Source organism: Streptomyces graminilatus, assembly GCF_001418565.1.
GTDB lineage: Bacteria > Actinomycetota > Actinomycetes > Streptomycetales > Streptomycetaceae > Streptomyces > Streptomyces graminilatus.
This window is the reverse complement of the sequence record NZ_LIQQ01000027.1, coordinates 52,709-74,567: the sequence shown is the minus strand read 5'-3', so window position 1 is coordinate 74,567 and position 21,859 is coordinate 52,709. Positions and strand designations below refer to the sequence as shown.

Below are 21,859 nucleotides of genomic sequence, written 5' to 3'. Positions count from 1 at the left end.
GCCGACGGGGTCGGTGGGCCGTTTTTGTGCCGTGGGCTGAGGCCGTGCAGGCCGAAGACCCGAGTGTCGCCTCGGGATGGCGCCGGATTCCACTGCTCCGGGTGTGGATGTGCTGTCGAAGGGACGGGGAATCCGCTGGTCAGCGAGGGTCGGGTAGTTGGGCGAGCCGGTCGAGGGCCGCGGTGATGTGACCGGTCCAGGGCCAGGGCCAGGGCCAGGACCAGGGCCAGTTCCGGGCCAGGCGGAGGATGCGCCGACGGCCGGTGGCCACGAGCTGTCCGGTCGCGGTGTCGGATCTCGCCGTCCGCCTCGACGGCCGCCGTCCAGGCCGATACCGGAACCTTCAGCGCATGCTGGTGGATAGCCTCGGCGATCACCATGCCGACCGAGCAGGACAGCCATCGTCCCCGCCGTGCGAGCCAGGCGACGAAGTCGTGGGTGCCGCCCGCGGAGTCGGTGCGGATGCGGAGGTAAACGGGTGGCGGAGTGTGGCCTATTTCAACAACCCCTGTCCCGGCAGCCTCACTTGTGGCCAGTAGCGGACCATCCCCCCACCCCCCCAGGTATGCGTGCCGGCGTGGACGACACCCACCTGTCTCTCCCCATGGCAGCCGGGAAGAGATGTCCCAGGCGGGCGTTTCGACGGCCGGTCCGGCTGCTTGAGCGGCGTCGGCCGGTCGTTTCTCGTACGTGACGAAGAAGGTGAGCCGGGAACGGATACGGAGAGCGTTGCCAGGTGGATGACGTCCAGGCTCCGCACGGCACATCTTGCGCTCGGGCCGGAGAGGCATCCGATGAATGAGCCGCTGTGCGGACCAGAGCTTCCTGAGAATCACCCAATAACGACAGAATGATTGACGTGCACACGGCGGACCCCTACCTTCTGATCGATTTACCGAACCTCGTTCGGTATTTCGGTCATAGAGTCGTTCCTTTTCTCCCATGCCCACACCTCACATGGAGACCAGATGAGCGCAAGACCGCACCCCGGACCCCAGCCGTCACGGCGCACCGTCCTCGGCCTGGCCGCTGCCGCGCCCATGGCCATGGCCGGGGTGATGAGTCTCGGCGCGGGCACCGCCCACGCCGCCGACTCGGCCTACGTGATGGCTTACTTCACCGAGGCGAACAACCTCGGCGCGGGCACCGACTACGGTCTCCACCTCGCGGTCAGCCCCGACGGACTGAACTGGACGCCGCTGAACCAGAACAACCCCGTCGTCACCCCCACCGAGGGCGCACTCGGCCTGCGCGACCCGTTCATCCTGCGCAAGCAGAACGGCACCTTCGTCGTGATCGCCACCGACCTCAACGGCACCAACTGGAACTACAACAGCCAGTACATCCACATCTGGGACTCGGCCGACCTGCGCACCTTCACCGGCTACCGCCGCCTCAAACTGCATGACATGACCACCCACAGCTGGGCACCCGAGGCGTTCTGGGACGTGGGCCGGGGCCAGTACGCGGTCATCTACTCGGCGGTGAACTCCAGCGGCCACAACGTGATCATGGTGAACTACACCAGCGACTTCGTCACGGCCTCCGCCCCGCAGGTCTTCTTCGACCCCGGCTACGACGTCATCGACGGCAACCTGACCATGGGTCCGGGCGGCGTCAACCACCTCTACTTCAAGAAGAACCAGACCCTGGTCGGCGCACGCTCCACCTCGCTCAACCCCGGCAGCTTCACCGAGTTCAGCCCCGGTGTCGCACACGGCGGCACCGAGGCCCCCGAGGTGGTCAAGTCCCTCACGTCGAACACCTGGTACCTGTGGGGAGACAGCTACACCCCCAACGGAGTCTTCTACGCGTGGCAGACCTCCGACCTCGCGTCCGGAACCTGGACCCCCCTCGACCAGAAGACCTACACCCAGCCGCTCAACTCCAAGCACTGCGGCATCGCGCCCATCACCGGCACCGAGTACGGCAACCTGCTCGCCAAGTGGGGCACGCCGACCTGGAACCGGCTCAAGTCCTACAACTACCCGGGCCGTTACATCCGCCACGCCGACTACCTCGGCCGCATCGACACCTACCCGATCGCCCCGTACACCGACTCCCAGTGGAAGCTCGTGCCCGGCCTCGCCGACAGCTCCGCCGTGTCCTTCCAGTCGGTCAACTACCCCACCCGCTACCTGCGCCACTACTTCTACGACCTGCGCCTCGACGCCAACGACGGCACACCGGCATTCGCCGCGGACGCGACCTTCCACCACACGGCCGGCCTGGCGGACTCCAGCTGGTCGTCCTTCCGCTCGTACAACTACCCGACCCGCTACATCCGGCACCACGACTACGCCCTGCGCATCGACCCCATCTCGACCGCCACCGAACGACAGGACGCCACCTTCCGCATCGGCTACTGACACCGACTCCCGGCCGACGTCCGGCTCCGGCCCTCCTCCCGGGCCGGGCCCGGCCACGCCCATCGCCGTCACAACGACAGCAGCCCGGCCCGGCAACTCATCGGTGTCGCGCCCACGCCGCCGTCGGCTCCCTGACGGCTTTCGCTTCTACGACCTTCGTCACACCGGAGACACCCTTTCGACCCGCTCCGGCGCCACACTCAAAGACGCGACGGTCCGCGCCGGGCAGTCCTACGAGAAAGCCGCGCTGATCTACCAGCACTCCGACGAGGAGCGGCAGCGGGAGATGGCCGCCGGCCTCGACGCCCTGGTCCGGGCCGAGCGTGCGAAACACCACAAGGACGCGTCCCCGCACCACGGCGAGGAGGCCGCCGAAAGCTGACTTGGGCGGACTCTATGGCTTTGACCTGCGTAGATACCTTCCCTCTGAGATGGTCGTGAGGTCGGACAACACCGCTGTCGACCGTGGCTGTCTGCTCTTACGGGCACGCTGTGGGTCTTACGGGCACGCTGTGGGCACGGGCGCCACTGGCAGCCGGGCCATACGCGCGCGCGACGCCTGCGCCGGCCGGACCGCATTGTCTCTCGGGCTGGTCCGGAGCGTCCGTCGCGACGACGAGGTTGCGGTGCTCGCCCTCGGCCCCAAGCATGACCTCAGGGGAACAGCGGCAGAGCCCCTCGGAGGGGCACGTCCCGGGAAGAAATGAGAGCCATGACGTTTCTTGCGGTCAGGTCCGCCGGGCGTCGCCTGACAAGGTGCACTCGACCGGCATGCGTGCGATCGGCATGACCGACAACGACCGGCCGCTGCGCTGTCTGGTAACCGGCGCCACCGGTTACCTGGGCGGCAGGCTGGTGCCGGAGTTGCTGGCGGCCGGGTACTCGGTGCGCTGCCTGGCCCGCTCGCCCGGCAAGCTGCGGGACCATCCGTGGGCAGGGCAGGCGGAGGCCGTGCGCGGTGACGTGACGGACGAGGAGTCCGTGCGCGCGGCCATGGAGGGAATGGATGTCGCGTACTACCTGGTGCACGCGCTGGGCACCGGGCGGGGTTTCGAGGAGACCGACCGGCGCGCGGCCAGGATCTTCGGTGAGCAGGCGCGTGCCGCCGGAATCCGCCGGATCGTCTACCTCGGCGGGCTGACCCCCTCCGGCGTACCCGAGTACGCACTCTCACCCCATCTGCGGTCCCGCGCCGAAGTGGGCCGCATCCTCCTGGCCTCGGGCGTACCGACCGCCGTGCTGCGGGCAGCTGTGATCATCGGGTCGGGTTCGGCCTCGTTCGAGATGCTGCGCCATCTGACCGAGCGGCTCCCCGCGATGGTGACCCCGAGTTGGGTGCGCACCCGCATCCAGCCGATCGCCGTCCGCGACGTGCTCCGCCTCCTCGTGGGGTCCGCGCGGCTGCCTCACGACGTGAACCGCACCTTCGACATCGGCGGACCGGACATCGTCACGTACCAGGAGATGATGCGGCGGTACGCCGCCGTCGCCGGCCTGCGCAAGCGTGTCATCGTCCCCGTTCCGCTGCTCACCCCCCGGTTGTCCAGCCTCTGGGTCGGTCTGGTCACCCCGGTGCCGGGTGCTCTGGCGCGCCCGCTGGTCGAGTCGCTGAAACACGAGGTGGTCTGCGCCGAGCGGGACATCGTCCGATACGTGCCGGACCCGCCGGAGGGGCCGCTCACCCTCGACCGGGCGATCGGGCTGGCTCTGCGGCGCGTGCAGGACGCGGACGTGGCCACCAGATGGTCCTCGGCCGCGACTCCCCGCGCCCCCAGCGACCCGCTGCCGACCGACCCCGACTGGGCGGGCGGGAGCCTCTACACGGACCACCGCGAGCGTACGGTCGCGGCGTCGCCACAGGCGCTGTGGCGCGTGGTGGAGGGGATCGGCGGTACGAACGGCTGGTACTCCTCGCCGTCGGCCTGGTTCCTGCGGGGCTGGCTGGACACCCTGGTGGGCGGGGTCGGTCTGCGCCGGGGCCGCCGGGACGCGACCCGGCTGCGGGTCGGCGACAGCCTGGACTTCTGGCGGGTGGAGGAGATCGAGCCGGGCCGGCTGCTCCGGCTGCGCGCGGAGATGCGCCTGCCGGGCCTGGCCTGGCTGGAGATGACCGTCGACCGGGATCCCCAGGGGCGCACGGTGTACCGGCAGCGGGCCCTGTTCCATCCGCACGGTCTGGCCGGACACGCCTACTGGTGGGGCGTGGCCCCCTTCCACGCCGCGGTCTTCGGCGGCATGGCCCGCAACATCGCCACCGCGGCCGAATCGGCCGCCCCTGAACCGGCCCGCACCCGCTGAGGGGGATCGAGGAACCGGGCGCGTCTCCGTCGCCCTGTTCACCGCAGACCTGCGGGTGCACGACAACCCGGGCCACGGCAGCCACGGCGGCACAGAGAGCAGGGGAATTCCGCGTTCATCGTCGAGGCCGACGCCGCCGGCAGTCACCCCCAGGTCGACAGCCTTGAGGTCAAGGAGGAGAAGGCCAGCCAGGACGTCTCCGCCCGGCTCGGCTCGGTACGTCGGGTGCTCGCCCGGCGGCGCCGGTATCTCCTCGACGGGAAGCCGGTCGAGTTCGCCGCCTCCTACCTCCCGCTCGACATCGCCCGCGGAACGGCGATCGCCGAGCCCCAACCCTGGCCCCGGCGGCATCTACGCCCGCCTCGAAGAACTCGGCCACCGGCTCGACCACTTCGAGGAGGAGATCCGGGCCCGGATGCCCGCGCCGGCTGAGGTCAAGACGCTGCGGCTGGCCTCCGGCGTGCCCGTGATCCACCTGATCCGTACCGCGTACGACACCGAAGGGCGGGCCGTGGAGGTCTGCGACACCGTGATGTCGGCGGACGCGAACGTGCTGTCGTACCAGCTCCCGGCGACGTGAGCCCATTCCGCGACCGGTAGGCGGGCGAGATCGTCGACGAGGCCGTCAGCGGCGAAGCGCGCAACAAAAGGCCCCGGTCGATGACTTGGGCCCTTCTCTGGAGCGGGTGACGAGAATCGAACTCGCACTCTCAGCTCGGGAAGCGACGGCGCTTGGGCTGGTACATGGTATTTGACCTGCGCGGGTTCGTTCTGCCGCAGCAGGCGCGAGTTCTTGGTGGCACCGTTGTTGACCGTGGTTGTCCGCTCTTACGGGCACGCTGTGGGCACGGGAGTGACCGGCAGTCGGATCGTACAGTGCGCGGCGCCTGCACCAACGGGACCGCATCGTCTCTGGGCCTGAACTGGAGGGTCCGTCGCGACTGCATACACCGGAGCCGGCAGGTGGACCCGTAAATGTTGGTGACGTATTCTTCTATGTACATCACCAACATTACGCAGATCGCGCGGGAGGCGTGGCATGTCCGTGACCCAGATCGACATCGATGACGACGCCCTGGAACGCGCGATGGCGCTGGCTCATGTCCGGACCAAGAAGGAAGCGGTGAACATCGCCCTGAACTTCTACGCCGATCAGCAGGAGCGCGCGGCGCGCATAAGCCGTCACTTCGAGCGGGCGCGCGAGTGGGGTGCCGTCGAGGACGCCGAGCGTCAGCACAGGGCGGAGAAGCACGGCCGGTGATCTATCTGCTCGACACATCTGGCCTGGTCCGGCTGCTCCGCGAGCCGAAACTGCAATCGGCCTGGTACGACGCGATCGACGCCGGGGCCGTCGCGTCCTGCTATGTGCAGCGCGCCGAGTTCCTGTACAGCGCCCGGGACCGTCGCGAGTACGACGAGATCGCGGAAATGTTCTCCGACCTTTATCCCGACGCCGCGGTGCCGAAGAACGCAGGGCGTTGGATCAGCGCGGTGCAACACCGGATGGCGCAGGCCGGGGAGCATCGCAGCGCCTCGGCGGTGGACCTCGTCATCGCCGCGACCGCCGCTCACCACGGTCTGGCCGTCCTCCACGACGATGCGGACTACGGCACGATCGCCCGGCACGCGTCCGACCTCACCGAGCACAACATCCACGACGTCGCCTGACACGCTTTGCCGCCCGCAGGTGCTGGATGAAGGCTTCTGTGAACACGGGGCTACTGGTCGCTGGCATCCGTTTCCAGTGGAAAACACGCGACACCCGGGCCAACACCCAAGCGTCAACGCGGCGTTGTCGATCCACCCCGCCATCCAGGAGCGAGCCGCCTCCCGCCGTATCCAGCGCAAATTCTGGGCGGGGAAGGGTCCGGAAACGCTAGTCTCGCCCCCCCGTGCCCACCGCAGTCCTGGAGGTCTGATGGCAGGCGAGCTCCCGCGGCTCAAGCGTGAAGGCGCCAAGTCCAAGCCCGAAGAGGCTCCCGAAGAGGTCCTGTACACCGACACGGACGGCAGCGGGGACACCCTGGACCCGGATCTGTCGTCTCTGTGGTGGTACGGCACAGTCGACTCCCAGTTCCGCCCCAAGGGCCGGAACTGGCCCCTCATCTGGGCGTACATCATCGAAGGCGGCGGGTCCACCAAGACCACCAGCGCCACGTCCATGGCCGTCACCGCCGCCCTGGACGGCTACCCAGGCGTCGTCTTCGACCTCGACAGCAACATGTCGTCGACCACCGTCCTCGGCTACGACGAGACCGCCCTCAAGGGCAGGAAGACCGCGATCGACCTGCTCTACGGCAGGGCCACCCTGGACGAGGTCGCGCTGCCCGCCCGCTACCGCATCGGCGACGGCGACGACCCCGAAGAGGACTTCGAGCCCATCGAGAACCTGCGCGTCGTGCCCGGCAGCCCCGCCATGGCCGGCGCGGACCTCGCCATCGCACAGGACGCGGACCGCAACGACTGGTTCGCCGAGGTCCTGCGCTCCTACGAGGGCGACGACATGGTCTTCTACCTGGACTTCCCGGCGGGCTACGGCAAGATGCCCTACTCCGTGCTGCGCATGCTGGACGAAGAGGACTCCGTCATTGCGTCGATCAAGCCCGACCCCAAGGCCGTCAAGCTGGTCAAGCGGCTCACGGACGAACTGGAGCGAGTCCGCGACAAGAACCGCGGCTGCCGGTCCGTCCCCGGCCGGCCGACACTCAAGCGCTTGATCCTCACCGGCACGGAGCCGCCGACCTGGCCCGAGCAGGTGGCAGCCCGTCGCGCCACGCCCACAGTGGAGGCGATGTACAGCTCGGTGCTGCTGCCCTACATCCGGTACTCGGCAGACGCCGAGAAGATCTACGAGGACCAGGTCCCCCTGCCGATCCTCCTACCCGACTCGGTGGCCTCCGTGGACTACCGGGAGGTGATGAGGCGCATGTGGGCGTTCCCGTATCTCAACGAGTGTGGGTGCGACTACTGCCCGGATTGACTGGTGTAATGCCAACCCCAAGGGCACCACCGCGATGTGGATCCGTGACCGCCTCGACGGCCTCTGGAGTGACGAGGACTTCACCGCCTGGTCCCCGCGTGACGGCCGCCCTGGGCTCTCACCCGCCCAGCTCGCCACCTTCTGCGTGCTGCAGTACGCGATGAACCTCTCCGACCACCAGGCCGCCGAGGCGGTGCGCTGCCGAATCGACTTCACGTACGCACTCGGACTGGACCTGGACGATCCCGGCTTCCACCACAGCGTCCTGTCCGCCTTCCGTGACCGACTCGCCGAAGGCGACCGCGCCGACCGGCTACTGGGCCTCGCACTCACACCCCGGCATCCTGGGTGTGTCAGGCCGGCGCGGCGGCCGAAGTCATTTCGGTGCTGCTAACGGCGAGGGTGGCAAGGTACAGCTCGGGGAGGAACGCCCGGTCGCTTAGGCCGAGTTGTCCCAAGGGTTGCTGCGCGGGCTGAGTAACTCGGACAGTCACTTAGAAGGGGCGGTCAGTTTCTACCTCCAGGCCGCGGGAGGCGATGAGTCGGTTGGTCAGCTCCACCGTGGCCAGGTACCACCAGAAGATCCAGTCGAGGAACGCTTCGTCGTACTCGCGTTGCTGACTGGCATTGCTGTGTCGCAGATCGAAGCTGTTGGCGATCTGGAACAGGGCGCCTTCGTCCTTTTTATGGAGGTGCTCTTTGATCAGGGCACGACGTTCCTCAAGGATGCGGGCGAGGTTGAAGATCGCCGATCTCTTGCTCTCAGCCGACGTATCACGCCCTCGGAAGAGCGCGATGGCGTGGCGAACGCTGGCGGTTGTGTCGGGCGGGCTGTCGTTGAGAGCGCGGTGTACCAGTTGGCTGCGAGCATCGTCAGTGACGGCGACCAGACGCCCGAGATCCTCGCCTTCCGCGGCGAGTTCGTACTCGATGTCGGCCTCGCGCAGCAGCTGGTTGACCTTCCACTGGTACAGGACGCGTGCTGGGCCGTTGTGGAACTCCGAGTGGTGCCATCCGCAACCGCTGTAGGAGTGGTAGTGCCGAATGCGGGGCCGGCTTACGAGGTCGTGGAACACCTCTATCAGCCCGTAGAAGGCAAGTTCGTCCCACGTCTCCGGCGCCAGAGGCCATAGATCCGGGATGCCCAGGCGCCTTCCGATCACCTCGGAAGCGTCGGGCAACTCGCTGTGATCATCGACGCATTCCTCGCCGAACACCTCAACCAGGTAGCCGTTGTCGGAGAACTCGCCGATGAGCCGCGCGAAGTCACGCCGAGTGTCTCGCGCCGTACTCCCGTCGTGGGCGAGCCCGGTGCCGCGGCGCTGCGGCCAGTACGGCCGGGGCGTGGCCGCGTGCCTGAGCTCGGTCCCCCGGTTGATGAGCTCCGTGAACCAGTCGTGCTGATCCATCACTGTCCGTTTGGCGCCCCAGCCGGTGGCGGTGGTTGCCCATGGATCGGCTGTTGGCGCGGTGTGGTCGGGCAGGTCCTCGAAGTCGGCCACTGCGGTTGTACCGGCCAGGGCCTCCGTCATGAGCCATGTCGCCCGGGCCTGCCAGGAGCCCGTGGACCGGAGCACGCGCTCCCCCTCGGACACGAACAGCGGTGCGGGCCAGAGGAGTTCGTAGTTACTCAGGTCCAGACTCACCGCAACATCATCACCCATCGGGGATGTGTCCCGGCCCTGAGTCATGAATTCCCGTCTCAGTCTCGGATGAGTTCCTGGAACTGTGGACACCCGACGGCATGCCACTCCCTGACGAGGACTTTCCCGGCAACGACCACGACTTCCGCGTGCCACGGCAGACAGTCGTGGCAGGCATGGATCTCGTACGAGTTGCCGTTGTCGTCGAACGCCTTGAGGTCGACGGAGCCGACCGGCGCTCGGTATGTGACGTCCAGCTGCGGATCGGAGGTTTCTGCCATGTCGGCCAGTATCTACGAGTGCTCGGACGGCCTTTCGGGTCTGGGATCGAATCGAGTTTCTCGACCCGGCCCTGTCCTGGTGCGCCCAGCGAAGCCGACGACCCGCTCACAGGCCCGTGACGGGCTGCCCGGTGAGTGCTTGGGCGATCTGCCAGAGCTGGCCACCGCGGGATGCCTTCACGAGAACGACGTCGCCGGGGCGGAGGATGGAGGTCAGATAGGCGGCGGCGGTGTTGTTGTCGCCGACCACCGCGACGTCCGGTACGCCTGCAGCTCCCGCCGCGAGGGCGAGTTGCTTGGCGAGAGCGTCGCCGACCGCGACGACGAGATCGACGCCGTTCTCGGCCGCCATGCGGCCGACCTCCCGGTGCGCTTCGACGGCTTCGTCGCCCAGTTCCAGCATCTCTCCGAGTACGGCGATCCTCCGGCCGCCTGCGGCCTCGGTCGTGTCGCCGTCTGCCTCGGGCATCAGGACTCTCCGTTGTTCAGGGGCGCGAAGGTGATCGCGCGGCCGGTGTAGGAAGGGGACAGGCGGGTCAGGGGGATTCGATCGTGCGTCTGGCCCCAGGCCGATGGGTCCCGGATGAAGATGGTGGGGTCGGGACCGTCCTCGTAGCCGCGAAGGATGACGAGGTGTCCTCCGGAACGGCCGTCGTCCGGGAACTGCTCGGTGACGGACACGATGACGGGCGCGTCATTGAGGCGGGCGAGCAGGTCTTCGACCGGCACGGGCTTGGCGCTCGCAGGGACGCCGAGGTCGGTGGCCAGGCTCGCGATCCCCGTGTGGAGCGCTCCACGCGGGGTCAGAACCTCGTGCTTGACCGCGAGTTTCAGCAGTTCCGTGACACTCACGGGGCACCGAGCCCGTGGCGCTGGGTGTAGACCCACAGGAGCCTTCGCGTGAGGTCGGCGGCATCCCGGAGGTAGATGAAGGTGCCGAATGCCGGAGTCTCTGCGGTCGGACGATTCTTCAGGTCGAGGAGCCGGTACGCCTTGCGGAACAGCTCCCGAACGTCGTTGTCCTCGTCCGCTCCCAGATCCTCGCCGAGGAGAAGGTTGAGGTGCCCGATGATCTCCGGCGTGGACACGTCCATGTCCTTGCGGGTCGAGGTGGCCATCTGCATTGCTAGGGCAGCCTCGGTGCTCTCCGGAATCGTCTCGACGTCGACCGGGAGAACTTCGGCTCCCGCGCTGTCGGTTGCTCTCGACGCCTTGACACTACTTGCCACAGTGATCACCACTTCGCCCCTTCAGCGCACGTGTTCCAGCCGTGCCGATAACGCTAGAAAGGGCGGTGGTCGAGGCTCTACGAGTGTGCCGGAACTTGCCCGGCATTCACCCCAGGGAGTCGATGGCTGCTGTGATGAGTTCGCGAGCTGCCGGGCCGTAGACGGCAAGTTCGGCCAGATCCGTGAACGTCTGGGCATACATGGCAAGTTCGTGCTTCTGCGTCACAGCCAAGTGGGCTGAGACGAGTTCGACGTGGACCGTGTGGTCGTCGTACAGGAAGAACCCCTCGACAGGCCAGAGGCTTGAACGGTCGGCGTCCTCGGGAATGATGCCGATGCTCACCGAGGGCAGCGCCATAACGCTGAGCAGGTAGCCGAGTTGACCGGCCATCACCTCAGTGCCGCCTATGCGCTTTCGGAGCGCTCCCTCTTCCAGGAGGATCGCGAACGTGTGGTTGCCGTACACGATCTGCTGCTTCTCCACGCGCACCCTGACAGCCGCCGGCACGTCATCGATGAGGCCGCGACGGTCGCGAATAGAGGTGAGGAGCGCGGTGATGTACGAGCCCGTCTGCACGGGGCCGGGAATCAGCCACGGCGAGTAGATACGGAAGCGCTGGGTGCGTTCCCAGAGGGGGAGTACGGACTCCTGGGCCTGCTTCAGGCCGGTGCGCTCCATCCGGCGCCACTCGACGTACATGCCTTCGATGCCACGGGCCGTCGAGACGAGATCCTCGGCCACGCTCTGTGCGCCGCAAGCAGCGGCCCACGCACGAAGGTCGCGCTCCGAGGGCGGGCGGGTGCCGCTCTCGAACCGCGAACACTTCGACTCGTGCCAGCCGAGACTGGTGGCCAACGCCCGCTTGGTGAGCCCGGCTTCGAGCCGGATTTCGCTCAGGCGTTTCCCCAGGGCCCTGCGGGCTTCTTGAACGCTCGAAGAGGGCGACGTCATGTCGTTGGGTTGATGCTGTTCGAGTTGTCAGTCCGGCTGGAACTCTGCGTGGGGTGTTGCTCGCGCCCACACGGCCTCGAAGGCCGACTCGCACAGCTTCGCGACCTCGGGGTCCTCCGTGAGTTCCATCTCCATGTTCTCGCCCTCGCCATCGAAGTGGTTGACGAGAACGAGGCTGGAGTCGAAGAGCCAGAAGTCGTTGCCCGGGAGAGCGAGGCCCGTTGCGTTTCGTCGGGAGAGCCAGTGCACGTCCTCGCCGGCGGCGATGTTGAGGCCGTCCGTCACGTCGTACTCGAAGCGGATGTACTCACTGACGGGCGTCGAGACGACACGCGCCCGGCGCACTTCGACGCCTCGCGAAGTCGCCTCCGTGGCGAGGCTGAGCCAGTCGCCCCAGCGCTCGGCCGGGTCGAGCGTTGCGCCGGCCTTCCAGTCGACGAACGCCGGGTCCGACTTCATGTAGGCGTCTCGCATCTCCAGATGGACGGCCGTCCGCTGGCAGTCGCGGAACAACTCCTCAAACGTCGGGGTCCTCGTCAACCTTCTTCACCTCCAGGAAGAACTGCACCATGCGCCGGGGGATCTCCACCACCGATTCATGACCGGGGATGTCCATCTGCCCGAGGCGCTCGATGTTCTCCACCTTCAGCCCCTGAACGAGGTAGCTGTCCTTCTCCTCGTCGAGGTAGATGGTGGGGGAGCCGCCGCTGGGACTCTCCGGGTCCTTACCGAGCTTACGCAGGGCCATGATGTCCTCCTCGAATGCCGGTAACGATCGCTGTGCCAGAGCTTGCCCGCGACGGAGCCGGGGAGCGAGGAACTTGCCGAAACTTGCCAGGGGTGAGGAAGCTGACCGCGCGGAGGGCGCGCTGCCCAGGATTGGACTAGACAATAAATAAACCCCAGGCCACTGACCTGGGGTTTCAATATGGAGCGGGTGACGAGAATCGAACTCGCACTCTCAGCTTGGGAAGCTGATGTTCTACCACTAAACTACACCCGCGTAAGACGCCGGTCTGAACCGATGTCCGAACGCTCAGTCACTCTACCGTACGCCAGGCCCCCGGTCTCGAAGCCGTGGGGCCTGCTCCCGTTTCCGGGGGATTCCGAGGGTGTTCCAGGTGGAAAACGGGCGCGAACCATGCCCCGGCCGAACCCGGATCGGACGCGTTTTCGCGGCGCGACCCGGCTGCGGGTGGCCGGAGTTGGGGCGTACGGTGGGGGCGCGGAAGAGGGGCTGGGCGGGATCGGAGTGCCGCCTGAGGGGTGGCCCTTTTCGTCCCGTAATGTGGCTTTCCTCGTCGGTCTCGACAGTGACCGGCGACGGCTCTTGGGGAAGGGACTCTGAGGACTTGATCGAGCGCACCGTCGTCCGTTGTGCCGAAGGGCACGTGTTCAGCACCGCTTCGTTCCCGATGCAGCAGGCCGAGCGGCTCGGCCCCGGCCGGCTGGTCCGGTGTCCGCGCTGCGCGCGGCTCCGCAGTGTGGTGCCAGTGACGTTGGAGCAGCAGTTGGAACAGCAGCGGAGCACCAGCACCAAGTGAAGTAGAAGCACCAAGTGGAGTAGGTAGAGGGAGTGGCAGGCGCGCGGAACCGGCCGGTGGTGTCGGGTTCGCGCGTCTTGCGTATCCTCGGGGCGTGCTTCTCTCAGACAAGGACATCCGGGCCGAGATCGACTCCGGGCGAGTACGGATCGATCCCTACGACGAATCCATGGTGCAGCCGTCGAGCGTCGACGTGCGCCTCGACCGCTTCTTCCGGGTGTTCGAGAACCACCGCTACCCCCACATCGACCCGTCGATCGAGCAGTCCGACCTCACGCGGCTCGTCGAGCCCGAGGGCGACGAGCCGTTCATCCTCCACCCCGGGGAGTTCGTGCTCGCCTCCACGTATGAAGTCATCACTCTTCCCGACAACCTTGCCTCCCGGCTTGAGGGCAAGAGCTCGCTCGGGCGGCTCGGGCTCGTCACCCACTCCACCGCAGGGTTCATCGACCCCGGGTTCTCCGGGCACGTGACGCTCGAACTCTCCAACCTCGCGACGCTGCCCATCAAGCTCTGGCCCGGTATGAAGATCGGGCAGTTGTGTCTGTTCCAGCTCAGCTCGTCGGCCGAGTTCCCGTACGGCAGCGAGCGGTACGGCTCCCGGTACCAGGGGCAGCGCGGCCCCACCGCCTCCCGGTCCTTCCTCAACTTCCACCGGACGCAGGTATGACGGACATGGCAGACCCGGCAGACCCGGCAGTCATACGGGAGAACCTCTCCTACGAGCAGTTCGGTCTCGCCGTCCGTGAGCTCGCACAGACCATCGCCGACGACGGGTACGAGCCCGATGTCGTCCTCAGCATCGCGCGCGGTGGTGTGTTCGTCGCGGGCGGTCTCGCGTACGCGCTTGAGTGCAAGAACATCCACCTGGTGAACGTCGAGGTTTAATCGGGCCGTTAATAGCACGAGGCTCTGACCTGGTCAAACGCCCTGGTCAGGGCCTTTTTGTTGTGCTCGTTCGTGCCTCTTGGATGTAGTGCGTGATGGTTGCTCTGCTGAGATTCTGCTGAGTCTGCGGAGGGAGCCCGCGACGGTCCAGTGCGGCACATCAGGGGACAGGAGGCGCGGTAGGGGGTTGACCGGAGGCCGGTCGATCATGCTACGGTCCTCACCCACTCAACCGTCACCCACTCAACTACATCACCCATAAGCGACCCCCTTGAGGCTGGTACCTCGCGGGGGTCAGTGCAACCGAAGAGGTCTAGGTCTTCGATGCAGGTCAAGCGTACCAATCGCTCATCTGGCTATGTCCAGATACCCAACACAATCGCACGTCACGGCATCCTCTCTCTTGAGGCCGTGGGCCTGCTGACGCGTTTGCTCTCCTTGCCTGATGGCGCCGGGGCGACGGTCGACAGGATCGCCGCGCAGGTCTCCAACGGCCGGCGTTCTGTCTCGAAAGCCATGAACGAGCTGATCGAGGCTGGCTACGTCAAGCGCGCCAAGGTGCAGGACCCGGAGACTGGCCGGTGGGTCACCATCACGACTGTCACGGATACCCCTGAAGCTCCGACTGACCGGTTCCCGGCGGCCGGTGTGGCGAGTGGTCGGGCCGTCGGCGCCTCTCCCATAGGGAGAAAGACGAAGAGCAAGAAAGACATCACCCCACCCCCGAGCGATGCTCAGGACCTGGCTCCGCTCACACCCCAAAGCCCCGAGAAGGGCGGGGAGGGAGAAGCCGCCTTCCTGCACAAGATCGATCGCGAGATGGCCCGTGAAGGGCGCCGCATCCTTGAGCGGCTGAGCCTGCACAAGAGCCTGCCTCTCACGGACCAGGAGATTGCCCGCCTGGCCCCCAAGGTCGTGCCGTGGCTGCGCGAGGACTACCGAAGCGACGAGATCCTTAAGTGCCTCACCGCTGCCCTCCCTGGTCCGATCGACTCGGTTGCAGGTCTGATCTCTCACCGGCTGAAGCACTTCACCCCGGAGAGGTCTGTCCGTCATCAGCAGACCTCCAAGCCCGTTGAGCGGGTTGCCTGCGAGGTCTGTGCGGTGATCTTCCCTCTCGGCCACCACGGCGGCGTCTGCCGCAACTGCAAGGACGAGATGGGCCGCGCCGCCTCGTTCCTCGGCGTCTAACTCCCCCCCAAGCACATTTGAGAGGACACTCATGTCTAGAGCTGTGCCCTGGTACATCAAGGCAGTCCTGTACGTCGCCATCCCCGCCGCTGTACTCGCAGCGCTATACCTCTCCATCCCCGGAGAAGTGGCCCTAGCTCGCACCGCTGGGTGGAGTGAGAGGTATGCCCCCGCCATGCCGGTCTGCCTCTCGGTGTACGCCCTCGCGGCTGGTGCCATCTCGTGGTACCGCCGCAAGATGCGGCTGTCCGGCGAGAGGACAGCTCTCATTGGCGGTGTGCTGGCTCTCGTTCTCGCGATGTCTGCCCAGTCGATCTCTCACCTGATCGAGCAGAGCTACATGGGGACTTCCGCGGCCCTGGTGGTGGCTGTCTCCTGCATTCCGCCTCTCGTGATCGCCCACCTCATTCACATGGCTGAGACTCCATCCGAGGTCCGTTCTGCCTCTGAGGAACTGACTGAGGCCCGAGAGACGATCAAGAGCCTCACGACGGCTCTCGTTGCCTCAGAGAGCGCGGCTCTGGTCTCTCGTGCTGGTGCGGTCCTTGTCGAGGTGGTGAGAGCTGCCGACACCGCAGAGGAGTTGTCTGCGGCAGCCGCGAAAGTCACTGGGGTCCTGGACGACTCTCTCAGGGAGGAGGAGGCCCAGCCTCGGACGCTGGCTCTCACTCAGCGGATCGACCAGGCCCGAAAGGCTCTCGCTGCGAAGGGAGAGAAGGCGACTGTTGAGAACGTCTGCAAGAGCGTTGGCATCTCTCAAGCCACCTACTACCGCCATAGGCCTGCCGAACCTCAGTTGACGGCCGGCATGCTGCCTCTGAGCGCATAACAGGCCGGAAAGCAGAGAACCCCCCCACAGGGTCAGTGGGGGGGTTCTCTGACCTCCGGGACTCGGATGGTCCCCTCGGCCAGGCCGAGGGTAATTCATTCATGCAGCAGGTACAGGTACCGGGACGAGTGCACGGGCCTGTGTCATCAGATCTTGGTCGACGGAGCTGAAGCGGCCGGCGAACACCGACTTGTGGCCGTAGTACGAGCTGTCCATCACGACCGTTGACGCCATATCGACTGCCCACGGGGCGTTAGGCACATCGATGGTGCCTGGCTTTCTCACGGTCCGCGAGCTGTAGCCGGTGCAGGCGAGCCAGCAGCCGCACCGCTGCTTGTGGTCGCCCTTCCACTCGCCGACGAAGCCGTGCCTTCCGGCCAGGGCGAAGAGGTCCCCCGGTTCGAACACGTTGCCTTCGATGGGGATGACCCCCATGACAGCAGTTAGGCCCCCGTCCGTTGTTGAGTATGCGAGAACGCACCGGGAACCGGTGCTCCAGTCATGTAAGAACGGGAAGATCGTCACTCGTCCGGTTCCAGTGAGGGTCTGGGCCATCTTCTCTCCTAACGCAGCCGGTCCCCGCCCACAGTAGGGCGGGGACCGACGTCAGACAGTGATCTCGGCTCAGCCGTGATCCCCGCACGGAAGCTCGTTGCACTCGGCCTTGTCAGCCGCCCACAGCTCGGGGTCGATCACGAACCCGGCCGACTCGATCCCTCGCAGCGTGCGCGGGATGAGTACCGCAGCGGGCTCGTATTCCCGGCCGGGCACGTCCGTGGGGTTGTGGTGCACTTTCTTCCAACCACGTGACGCGAAGAAGTGGTCATACTGACGGGTGTACTCCAGGAAGGCGTGCACGCCCTTGTCCACGGCCGGACTCGGGCCGAAGGCCCCGACGTCGGGCCCCTTCAGCGCGCTGGCCGCGAGATAGGCGAGAGCCTGATCCGTGACCCGCTCCGCCTCCTCTTGACCCAGGCCGTTGACCGTGGCCACACGGCGGCTGAGCCGTGTGAAGAACGCCGGTTCGACGAGTGTCCTTGCCGACACTCGCTCGATGACAGGTGCAGACATACTCACTCCTCTGGTCAGAGTTGTGGTGCCTTGCCGCTCGCCCAGGGCGAGCAGTCCCCTTGCCGGGGATCGAACCCGGAACCTCTGTTGGACGTGGCCGTTCGACTAAAGCGACAAGTCAACAGCGCTCTACCGCTTGAGCTACAAGGGGATGGGGATCTAGTGCGGGTGTTCCTCGTGAGGCGAGGTTCAGCCCCGCCCTGCTGGGGTCCTCGATAGACGTGGGAGACCATCGGAAGTCGACCAGCAGGGCGGGATTTCAGGGGGTTTCGGGTCTCAATGCGTCACGCCAGATCGGCGACAAATCCAGCTCCTCGACGAGCTGATCAGCCTGCGCCTGAACGGCTACGACTTCAGGGTCGATGTATGCCCAATCGCACCGTCCGGGATGGTTCTTGAAGATCGTGCACCCCGTGCCCAACTCGAAACGCCGGTTAAAGCAGCATTCAAGATCTGCCAAGCTCTGCGCCGAGGAGCCTTCCTTCCAGCACAAGAACACATCTGAATCCGGTTCGGTGCGAGAGCCGGTACGGAGGAAGGCGGCGTGGAAATCGTGGGGCACGTCTTCGACCAGACACTGAAGGTCCGTGGACAACGTCCAATCGACCGAGCCATGGGGCGTAGGGATCTTCGCTGCGTTAGCTCGGACACTGTCATCGACCTGGATCGTGGCCGGACATCGGAATGTCATCTTGGAGCCTCTCGATCGCTGGACGGTGTCATGAAGCGGCTCGTATGTCGTGCTGCTGGGCCCAGGTCGCGACGTACTCACGAGACCAGTCGCAGCATCCTTGGCATGCGTAGCCGGGTGCGGTGACGCCGTTAACGGTTATGGGGCCGATGAAGGTCACGGACTCTGCGCGCCGGCAGAGCCAGCAGAGACCTACAGCCCAGGTCTGGGCCGTCACGCTTTCGGCTCCACGATCGCGAAGTCGTTGAAGGTGCGCTGGAACCGTTGGTGCCGGGTCTGGGCTGTGTGCTCGACCATCCACCGGTTCGCCGTTTCTTCGTCGGCGTTCTCCGGGGACGCCGCGCCACAGTCGGCGGACTCTCCGGTGACGCAGACAGCAGCCCATGTCAGAGCCCCGCCAGGGTCGCGCCTGGTTGTGTAGTTCACGAAGCGGAAGACTCTAGTGGGACTCATGGGAGGCTGATCTCGTTCTTCTTCGCGTACGCTTTCAGTACTGCCTTGGTGAAGGTCGCGGTGTCGGTCATATACTCGAATGCCGCGAACGTTGGCGTCGATCTACTCGGCCGGCCCGGCAGGTCCAGGTGCTTGTACACCATCTGGAACAGCTTGAGGACGTCCTCGTCCTGCTCCGCCCCCAGGTCTTCGGCGAGCAGCAGTCCCAAGCAGCCGATGAGGCGAGTCGTCCTGAGGTCGATATCCTCTCGGGTCGACGTGCTCAGGCTCATGGCTAACGCCTGGTCAGCAATGGCAAGGATGGTCACCGTGTCGATGGGCATGCTGTCGACGCTCGCCTGAGGTTCCTTGGTCACGCTCGCCACCGCGCTTCTCCCTTGGTTGCCTGATTACTAGACAACCGCCGGAGACCAAGATCAGTTAACACAAACCTTGCACAACGGGCCACGCAGGCAATGAATCTGACGGTGCGTATATCGGCCCGCGTGCGACAGTGGGCGCATGGAGAGCACCCCCGCACCCGGCTCGAACATCGCCGTACTGCGCAAGGCACGAGGACTCGGGCAGAGCAAGCTCGCCCGCATGGCTGGTATCTCTGTGTCCTACCTCAGCAAGATCGAGGTAGGCACGCGGCCAGTTACGCCGCCGCTGGTTGCGGCCTTGGCAAAGGCCATGAAGGTCCCCACCCAGCGCATCTACGGTCAGCCGTTCCTGGGGCCATCCGAACAAGCTGACCTTCTCAACGACCTCCGTGGCTCGGTGCGGCGGTACACGCTGCCGAAGGAAGACGTACCCGACCCGGCGCAGTTGGCGGCCGACGTGGAGAAGGCCATGAACCTGCGGGCGGGGGCCAAGTACCTGGAACTGCTCGGGATGCTCCCGAAGCTCCTGGACCAAGTCACTTCGACTGCCCTCACCGCCGCGTCTGGAGAGGCTGGCGCCTGGACTCAGGTGGCTGATGTCTACGGCTGCGCCTACGCAGCGGCTCATCGGCTTGCGCAACCGGACCTTGCCGACATGATCGTGTCTCGGCAGGCATGGGCGGCCCAGCAGACCTGGAACCCGGAGGCCGAAGTCGCAGCGGCCTGGAATGAGGCCGGCACCTACCAGTCAGCCGGACAGTACGACGATGGTCTTGCCATCGTGGAGAGGGCCATCAGCAAGTACGAGAGCGCGTCTTCGAGCGATACGCCTGCCCGAGCGCTCTCCCTTGGCTCCCTGCACCTTCGAGGGATCGTCCTCGCCTCTCGACACAAGGACAAGCAGGCCACCGCGGACCACCTTGCGAGGGCCAAAAAGTACGCCCTCGGAATCCCGAACGATGTTCTCAGGCACAACTTGACCTTTGGACAGGAGAACACGGCTCTGTACGAGCTGGCAGCACACATCGAGATGGGGAACCCGGACCGCGCTGCCGAGATGGGGGAGCCTCTCCTAGCCACTCCGCCCTCGACACTGACGCCGAGCCGACTGGGCCGCATGTTCATCGACATCGCTCGGGCCCGGCTCGACACGAAGGACTATGCCGGCGCGGAAGAGGCGCTTGAGAAAGCCTTCCTGATCGCACCTCAGATGGCCGAGGTCCATCCCATGTCCAGAGAGGTAATCCGAGTGCTCTTCGTGCTACACCAGAGGGCGCGTCCCCAGCTGATGAAGATGGCCAAGAGGGCTGGCCTGGCTGATTAGCGTGTGAGCTGTCACTGAGAGGCCCTGGCCGTCAAGCCAGGGCCTCTTTGGGTGCTAAAGAGGGTCCCGGTTGGCCCTACAATCTGGGCATGGCCCAGAAGACTGTTATCACTTACTCGGACGATCTCACAGGCGAAGAGTCTGAGGAGATCGGTACTCACACCATCCTCATCGACGGGGCTGGGGTCGAAATTGACCTCTCCACGGAGAGTCATGACGCCCTGCTGGAGCTTCTGAAGCCCTACTTGAGCGCTGAGGGCGCTCGGCGGGTGCGAGGAGGCATCTCGGCTGCTGGCGCGAAGGCAAAGCGCCGAGCTGGGGGAACGGCCGGCGCCTCGGACACGGCCAAGATTCGGGCCTGGGCCAAAGAAAATGGCCACGACGTGAATGACCGGGGTCGAGTTCCGGCTTCAGTGAAGGAAGCCTACGAAAAGGCCAATGGCTGAGGCCCTGATACGAGCTATTCGTGAATGAATTGCGGGCCCCCTCTCCGGTGGAGGGGGCTAGGCAACTCGGTTAGGCACCATAGAGGGCATATAACCCCCACCAAAAAAGATGTCGGTGTCAATCTGGCCATGTCTGGACACCCGAGCCCTCAACTGAGGCTCAGCTCACGCCTGTTGACCTAATTCATTCATTCAAGACGGGCGAGTGAGGGGGCAACAGAGCCGGTTGACCGACCTCCCAGCCTCTGAGAGCTGCTGTACGGGCTTGGGAGGGGTCAGTTGGGGCCTGGTGTGGTAGGGTTCGCTACGCGGCCGTCTACGGGACGCACAGAGCTTCGAAAAATTAATACCCGTACACGCTGGAAGGACAGCACCCCCGGTGGGTCCTTTCTGAATGTATATATGGATTACCCCCCATTCAGCCTAAACGGCCGAGTGAATGAATGAATTCGAGGGGGAATTAATTCATGAATACAGTCATGCGGGGGCATCCCTGACTGGCACTCAGATATTCAGCGTGTAATGCAAAGCATGCATCAGTGAATAGCAAACTAATTCGCACCCACGCATTCGTGAATCGCAAATAGTAAATGGTTTAGACCTGCTAATGCGAATAGCGAATTGTTAGATTGGGTAAGTGTCTGAATTGACCCGCATTGTGGGGAATCCAATGCGCGCGGTCGCTCTGCATTCGGACACGAATTAATAACGCTTGGGTGCGCAAGATGATTACAAACAGCCGTTTTCAGTAACAGGCTCATAACGCACTGGTCTAAACCACCACTCCATATTGGGCTAGACCACTATCTAGAATTGGTCTAGACGTGTCCATGTTGCGGGTATTTGTGAGCACCCCTATATGTGACGCCCATCACAGACATTCGCCCCTATCTAGCCTGCATTGCCCGAATTGATCCTGGGCGATCCATGCCTTGATGTCTGAATTAATTAATTGTGTCCACCCACCCTCTCTGTGCGGCAAAAGTTGAGTCGGTGACGGAATTCGTGGAGTGTTCTGCCTGTCGCCGAACGCGGCCCGGACACACGGGGCGCAGGGCGCGACACCCGCTCGATCACATGGGCTCGCATCCCAAGTGTTCGGGCAGGGGACCGGAGCGACCCCGCTTACATGCGGGCCGCACCCACACCGGCGGGTGAGGGTGCGCGGCTCCTCCACACAGGAACGTGTGGAGGGTGCTGGCCGATAGGCCGCGCAAAGGGACCCCTGGCTACTTGTGAACTGAATAGAGGGATCTCGCGTCGGGCGACTAGCAACCGCCCGTAATCGAGACGACCGTGTGGGGAGAA

At 65.3% G+C, this 21,859-nt stretch carries 26 protein-coding genes, 2 tRNA genes and 4 pseudogenes; 15 read left to right on the top strand and 17 right to left on the bottom strand.

Going from position 1 to position 21,859, the window contains the following annotated elements:
• Window positions 1–139 precede the first annotated feature (139 nt).
• The gene (locus tag AOK08_RS48815) at window positions 140–271 is read right to left on the bottom strand and encodes a hypothetical protein (protein ID WP_422125720.1); all 132 of its coding nucleotides are present in this window, start codon (window positions 269–271) and stop codon (window positions 140–142) included.
• Between the two features lie 19 nt (window positions 272–290).
• Window positions 291–464, bottom strand: a pseudogene (locus AOK08_RS48810) (IS1380 family transposase); the annotation flags it as partial.
• Window positions 465–968: 504 nt separating this feature from the next.
• On the opposite strand from AOK08_RS48810, the gene AOK08_RS03560 reads away from it, so the two are divergent.
• The 8 genes and pseudogenes from AOK08_RS03560 to AOK08_RS03525 all read left to right on the top strand — a co-directional run bounded on the left by AOK08_RS03560 (window position 969) and on the right by AOK08_RS03525 (window position 8,041).
• Window positions 969–2,369 (top strand): glycoside hydrolase family 43 protein, encoded by a 1,401-nt coding sequence (locus AOK08_RS03560; protein WP_055523520.1) that lies wholly within the window; start codon window positions 969–971, stop codon window positions 2,367–2,369.
• 127 nt (window positions 2,370–2,496) lie between these two features.
• Window positions 2,497–2,751, top strand: a pseudogene (locus AOK08_RS03555) (tyrosine-type recombinase/integrase); the annotation flags it as partial.
• A 389-nt stretch (window positions 2,752–3,140) separates the two neighbouring features.
• A complete protein-coding gene (locus tag AOK08_RS03550) occupies window positions 3,141–4,667 on the top strand; it encodes an SDR family oxidoreductase (protein WP_422125719.1) in 1,527 nt (508 codons plus the stop codon).
• Between the two features lie 75 nt (window positions 4,668–4,742).
• Window positions 4,743–5,247, top strand: a pseudogene (locus AOK08_RS03545) (UTRA domain-containing protein); the annotation flags it as partial.
• A 459-nt stretch (window positions 5,248–5,706) separates the two neighbouring features.
• On the top strand, window positions 5,707–5,928 hold the full coding sequence (locus AOK08_RS03540) for a type II toxin-antitoxin system VapB family antitoxin (protein ID WP_198539097.1): 222 nt from the start codon (window positions 5,707–5,709) through the stop codon (window positions 5,926–5,928).
• Window positions 5,925–6,335, top strand: coding sequence for a PIN domain-containing protein (locus AOK08_RS03535; RefSeq protein WP_055523517.1), 411 nt, complete (start codon window positions 5,925–5,927; stop codon window positions 6,333–6,335). Before AOK08_RS03540 ends, AOK08_RS03535 begins: the two co-directional genes overlap by 4 nt.
• A gap of 250 nt (window positions 6,336–6,585) precedes the next feature.
• Window positions 6,586–7,647 carry a ParA family protein gene (locus AOK08_RS03530; protein WP_079053794.1) on the top strand — a complete coding sequence of 354 codons (1,062 nt, stop codon included), beginning with the start codon at window positions 6,586–6,588 and terminating at the stop codon, window positions 7,645–7,647.
• Between the two features lie 34 nt (window positions 7,648–7,681).
• Window positions 7,682–8,041, top strand: a complete 360-nt coding sequence (locus tag AOK08_RS03525) for a transposase (RefSeq protein ID WP_241826809.1) — start codon at window positions 7,682–7,684, stop codon at window positions 8,039–8,041.
• Window positions 8,042–8,141: 100 nt separating this feature from the next.
• Here AOK08_RS03525 and AOK08_RS03520 read toward each other — a convergent pair whose 3' ends face one another.
• The 9 genes from AOK08_RS03520 to AOK08_RS03480 form a co-directional block, all read right to left on the bottom strand.
• Window positions 8,142–9,311: a hypothetical protein gene (locus AOK08_RS03520; RefSeq protein ID WP_055523513.1), complete on the bottom strand. Its 1,170-nt coding sequence runs from the start codon at window positions 9,309–9,311 to the stop codon at window positions 8,142–8,144.
• Window positions 9,312–9,349: 38 nt separating this feature from the next.
• Window positions 9,350–9,571, bottom strand: coding sequence for a hypothetical protein (locus AOK08_RS03515; RefSeq protein WP_055523511.1), 222 nt, complete (start codon window positions 9,569–9,571; stop codon window positions 9,350–9,352).
• A 106-nt stretch (window positions 9,572–9,677) separates the two neighbouring features.
• A complete protein-coding gene (locus tag AOK08_RS03510; RefSeq protein ID WP_107100851.1) occupies window positions 9,678–10,040 on the bottom strand; it encodes a glutamate ligase domain-containing protein in 363 nt (120 codons plus the stop codon).
• Window positions 10,040–10,423 (bottom strand): cysteine peptidase family C39 domain-containing protein, encoded by a 384-nt coding sequence (locus AOK08_RS03505; protein ID WP_055523509.1) that lies wholly within the window; start codon window positions 10,421–10,423, stop codon window positions 10,040–10,042. Before AOK08_RS03505 ends, AOK08_RS03510 begins: the two co-directional genes overlap by 1 nt.
• Window positions 10,420–10,800, bottom strand: a complete 381-nt coding sequence (locus AOK08_RS03500) for a hypothetical protein (protein WP_107100853.1) — start codon at window positions 10,798–10,800, stop codon at window positions 10,420–10,422. Before AOK08_RS03500 ends, AOK08_RS03505 begins: the two co-directional genes overlap by 4 nt.
• A gap of 106 nt (window positions 10,801–10,906) precedes the next feature.
• Entirely contained in the window at window positions 10,907–11,752 is an 846-nt protein-coding gene (locus tag AOK08_RS03495; RefSeq protein ID WP_055523507.1) for a helix-turn-helix domain-containing protein, read from the bottom strand.
• Between the two features lie 27 nt (window positions 11,753–11,779).
• Entirely contained in the window at window positions 11,780–12,292 is a 513-nt protein-coding gene (locus tag AOK08_RS03490; protein WP_198539096.1) for a DUF6879 family protein, read from the bottom strand.
• Window positions 12,270–12,500, bottom strand: coding sequence for a hypothetical protein (locus tag AOK08_RS03485; RefSeq protein WP_055523506.1), 231 nt, complete (start codon window positions 12,498–12,500; stop codon window positions 12,270–12,272). The genes AOK08_RS03490 and AOK08_RS03485 overlap by 23 nt, the downstream gene beginning before the upstream one ends.
• Window positions 12,501–12,681: 181 nt before the next feature.
• Window positions 12,682–12,755, bottom strand: a tRNA-Gly gene (locus AOK08_RS03480).
• 352 nt (window positions 12,756–13,107) lie between these two features.
• Here AOK08_RS03480 and AOK08_RS03475 point away from each other — a divergent pair.
• The 5 genes and pseudogenes from AOK08_RS03475 to AOK08_RS03455 all read left to right on the top strand — a co-directional run bounded on the left by AOK08_RS03475 (window position 13,108) and on the right by AOK08_RS03455 (window position 16,204).
• The gene (locus tag AOK08_RS03475; RefSeq protein ID WP_055523558.1) at window positions 13,108–13,296 is read left to right on the top strand and encodes a hypothetical protein; all 189 of its coding nucleotides are present in this window, start codon (window positions 13,108–13,110) and stop codon (window positions 13,294–13,296) included.
• A gap of 94 nt (window positions 13,297–13,390) precedes the next feature.
• Complete coding sequence (gene dcd, locus AOK08_RS03470; protein ID WP_055523505.1) at window positions 13,391–13,966, top strand: dCTP deaminase; 576 nt, start codon at window positions 13,391–13,393, stop codon at window positions 13,964–13,966.
• Between the two features lie 5 nt (window positions 13,967–13,971).
• A pseudogene (locus AOK08_RS03465) lies at window positions 13,972–14,178 on the top strand (phosphoribosyltransferase); the annotation flags it as partial.
• A gap of 330 nt (window positions 14,179–14,508) precedes the next feature.
• Window positions 14,509–15,375: a helix-turn-helix domain-containing protein gene (locus tag AOK08_RS03460; protein ID WP_157876552.1), complete on the top strand. Its 867-nt coding sequence runs from the start codon at window positions 14,509–14,511 to the stop codon at window positions 15,373–15,375.
• A gap of 31 nt (window positions 15,376–15,406) precedes the next feature.
• A complete protein-coding gene (locus tag AOK08_RS03455) occupies window positions 15,407–16,204 on the top strand; it encodes a hypothetical protein (RefSeq protein ID WP_157876551.1) in 798 nt (265 codons plus the stop codon).
• A 99-nt stretch (window positions 16,205–16,303) separates the two neighbouring features.
• Here AOK08_RS03455 and AOK08_RS03450 read toward each other — a convergent pair whose 3' ends face one another.
• The 6 genes from AOK08_RS03450 to AOK08_RS03440 all read right to left on the bottom strand — a co-directional run bounded on the left by AOK08_RS03450 (window position 16,304) and on the right by AOK08_RS03440 (window position 18,784).
• Window positions 16,304–16,759 (bottom strand): hypothetical protein, encoded by a 456-nt coding sequence (locus AOK08_RS03450; protein WP_157876550.1) that lies wholly within the window; start codon window positions 16,757–16,759, stop codon window positions 16,304–16,306.
• 69 nt (window positions 16,760–16,828) lie between these two features.
• The gene (locus tag AOK08_RS03445) at window positions 16,829–17,275 is read right to left on the bottom strand and encodes a glycine-rich domain-containing protein (protein WP_157876549.1); all 447 of its coding nucleotides are present in this window, start codon (window positions 17,273–17,275) and stop codon (window positions 16,829–16,831) included.
• 54 nt (window positions 17,276–17,329) lie between these two features.
• Window positions 17,330–17,426: transfer RNA gene (locus AOK08_RS45490), tRNA-OTHER, on the bottom strand.
• Between the two features lie 108 nt (window positions 17,427–17,534).
• Window positions 17,535–17,837, bottom strand: coding sequence for a hypothetical protein (locus tag AOK08_RS45485; RefSeq protein ID WP_157876548.1), 303 nt, complete (start codon window positions 17,835–17,837; stop codon window positions 17,535–17,537).
• Window positions 17,838–18,179: 342 nt separating this feature from the next.
• Window positions 18,180–18,419, bottom strand: coding sequence for a DUF7848 domain-containing protein (locus AOK08_RS42675; RefSeq protein WP_079053793.1), 240 nt, complete (start codon window positions 18,417–18,419; stop codon window positions 18,180–18,182).
• The gene (locus AOK08_RS03440; protein ID WP_055523496.1) at window positions 18,416–18,784 is read right to left on the bottom strand and encodes a hypothetical protein; all 369 of its coding nucleotides are present in this window, start codon (window positions 18,782–18,784) and stop codon (window positions 18,416–18,418) included. Before AOK08_RS03440 ends, AOK08_RS42675 begins: the two co-directional genes overlap by 4 nt.
• Before the next feature lie 136 nt (window positions 18,785–18,920).
• Between AOK08_RS03440 and AOK08_RS03435 the strand changes: the two genes are divergently transcribed.
• Together AOK08_RS03435 and AOK08_RS42670 are read left to right on the top strand one after the other, a co-directional pair.
• Window positions 18,921–20,105: a helix-turn-helix domain-containing protein gene (locus AOK08_RS03435; protein ID WP_063793997.1), complete on the top strand. Its 1,185-nt coding sequence runs from the start codon at window positions 18,921–18,923 to the stop codon at window positions 20,103–20,105.
• A gap of 89 nt (window positions 20,106–20,194) precedes the next feature.
• Entirely contained in the window at window positions 20,195–20,551 is a 357-nt protein-coding gene (locus tag AOK08_RS42670) for a histone-like nucleoid-structuring protein Lsr2 (protein WP_079053792.1), read from the top strand.
• Window positions 20,552–21,859 lie beyond the last annotated feature (1,308 nt).

Coding starts and splice junctions, on each gene's coding strand:
- AOK08_RS03560 (WP_055523520.1), top strand. CDS start 969: ATGAGCGCAAGACCGCACCCCGGACCCCAGCCGTCACGGCGCACCGTC.
- AOK08_RS03550 (WP_422125719.1), top strand. CDS start 3,141: ATGCGTGCGATCGGCATGACCGACAACGACCGGCCGCTGCGCTGTCTG.
- AOK08_RS03540 (WP_198539097.1), top strand. CDS start 5,707: ATGTCCGTGACCCAGATCGACATCGATGACGACGCCCTGGAACGCGCG.
- AOK08_RS03530 (WP_079053794.1), top strand. CDS start 6,586: ATGGCAGGCGAGCTCCCGCGGCTCAAGCGTGAAGGCGCCAAGTCCAAG.
- AOK08_RS03525 (WP_241826809.1), top strand. CDS start 7,682: ATGTGGATCCGTGACCGCCTCGACGGCCTCTGGAGTGACGAGGACTTC.
- AOK08_RS03520 (WP_055523513.1), bottom strand. CDS start 9,311: ATGGGTGATGATGTTGCGGTGAGTCTGGACCTGAGTAACTACGAACTC.
- AOK08_RS03515 (WP_055523511.1), bottom strand. CDS start 9,571: ATGGCAGAAACCTCCGATCCGCAGCTGGACGTCACATACCGAGCGCCG.
- AOK08_RS03510 (WP_107100851.1), bottom strand. CDS start 10,040: ATGCCCGAGGCAGACGGCGACACGACCGAGGCCGCAGGCGGCCGGAGG.
- AOK08_RS03495 (WP_055523507.1), bottom strand. CDS start 11,752: ATGACGTCGCCCTCTTCGAGCGTTCAAGAAGCCCGCAGGGCCCTGGGG.
- AOK08_RS03485 (WP_055523506.1), bottom strand. CDS start 12,500: ATGGCCCTGCGTAAGCTCGGTAAGGACCCGGAGAGTCCCAGCGGCGGC.
- AOK08_RS03460 (WP_157876552.1), top strand. CDS start 14,509: ATGCAGGTCAAGCGTACCAATCGCTCATCTGGCTATGTCCAGATACCC.
- AOK08_RS03455 (WP_157876551.1), top strand. CDS start 15,407: ATGTCTAGAGCTGTGCCCTGGTACATCAAGGCAGTCCTGTACGTCGCC.
- AOK08_RS03450 (WP_157876550.1), bottom strand. CDS start 16,759: ATGGCCCAGACCCTCACTGGAACCGGACGAGTGACGATCTTCCCGTTC.
- AOK08_RS03445 (WP_157876549.1), bottom strand. CDS start 17,275: ATGTCTGCACCTGTCATCGAGCGAGTGTCGGCAAGGACACTCGTCGAA.
- AOK08_RS42675 (WP_079053793.1), bottom strand. CDS start 18,419: ATGAGTCCCACTAGAGTCTTCCGCTTCGTGAACTACACAACCAGGCGC.
- AOK08_RS03435 (WP_063793997.1), top strand. CDS start 18,921: ATGGAGAGCACCCCCGCACCCGGCTCGAACATCGCCGTACTGCGCAAG.
- AOK08_RS42670 (WP_079053792.1), top strand. CDS start 20,195: ATGGCCCAGAAGACTGTTATCACTTACTCGGACGATCTCACAGGCGAA.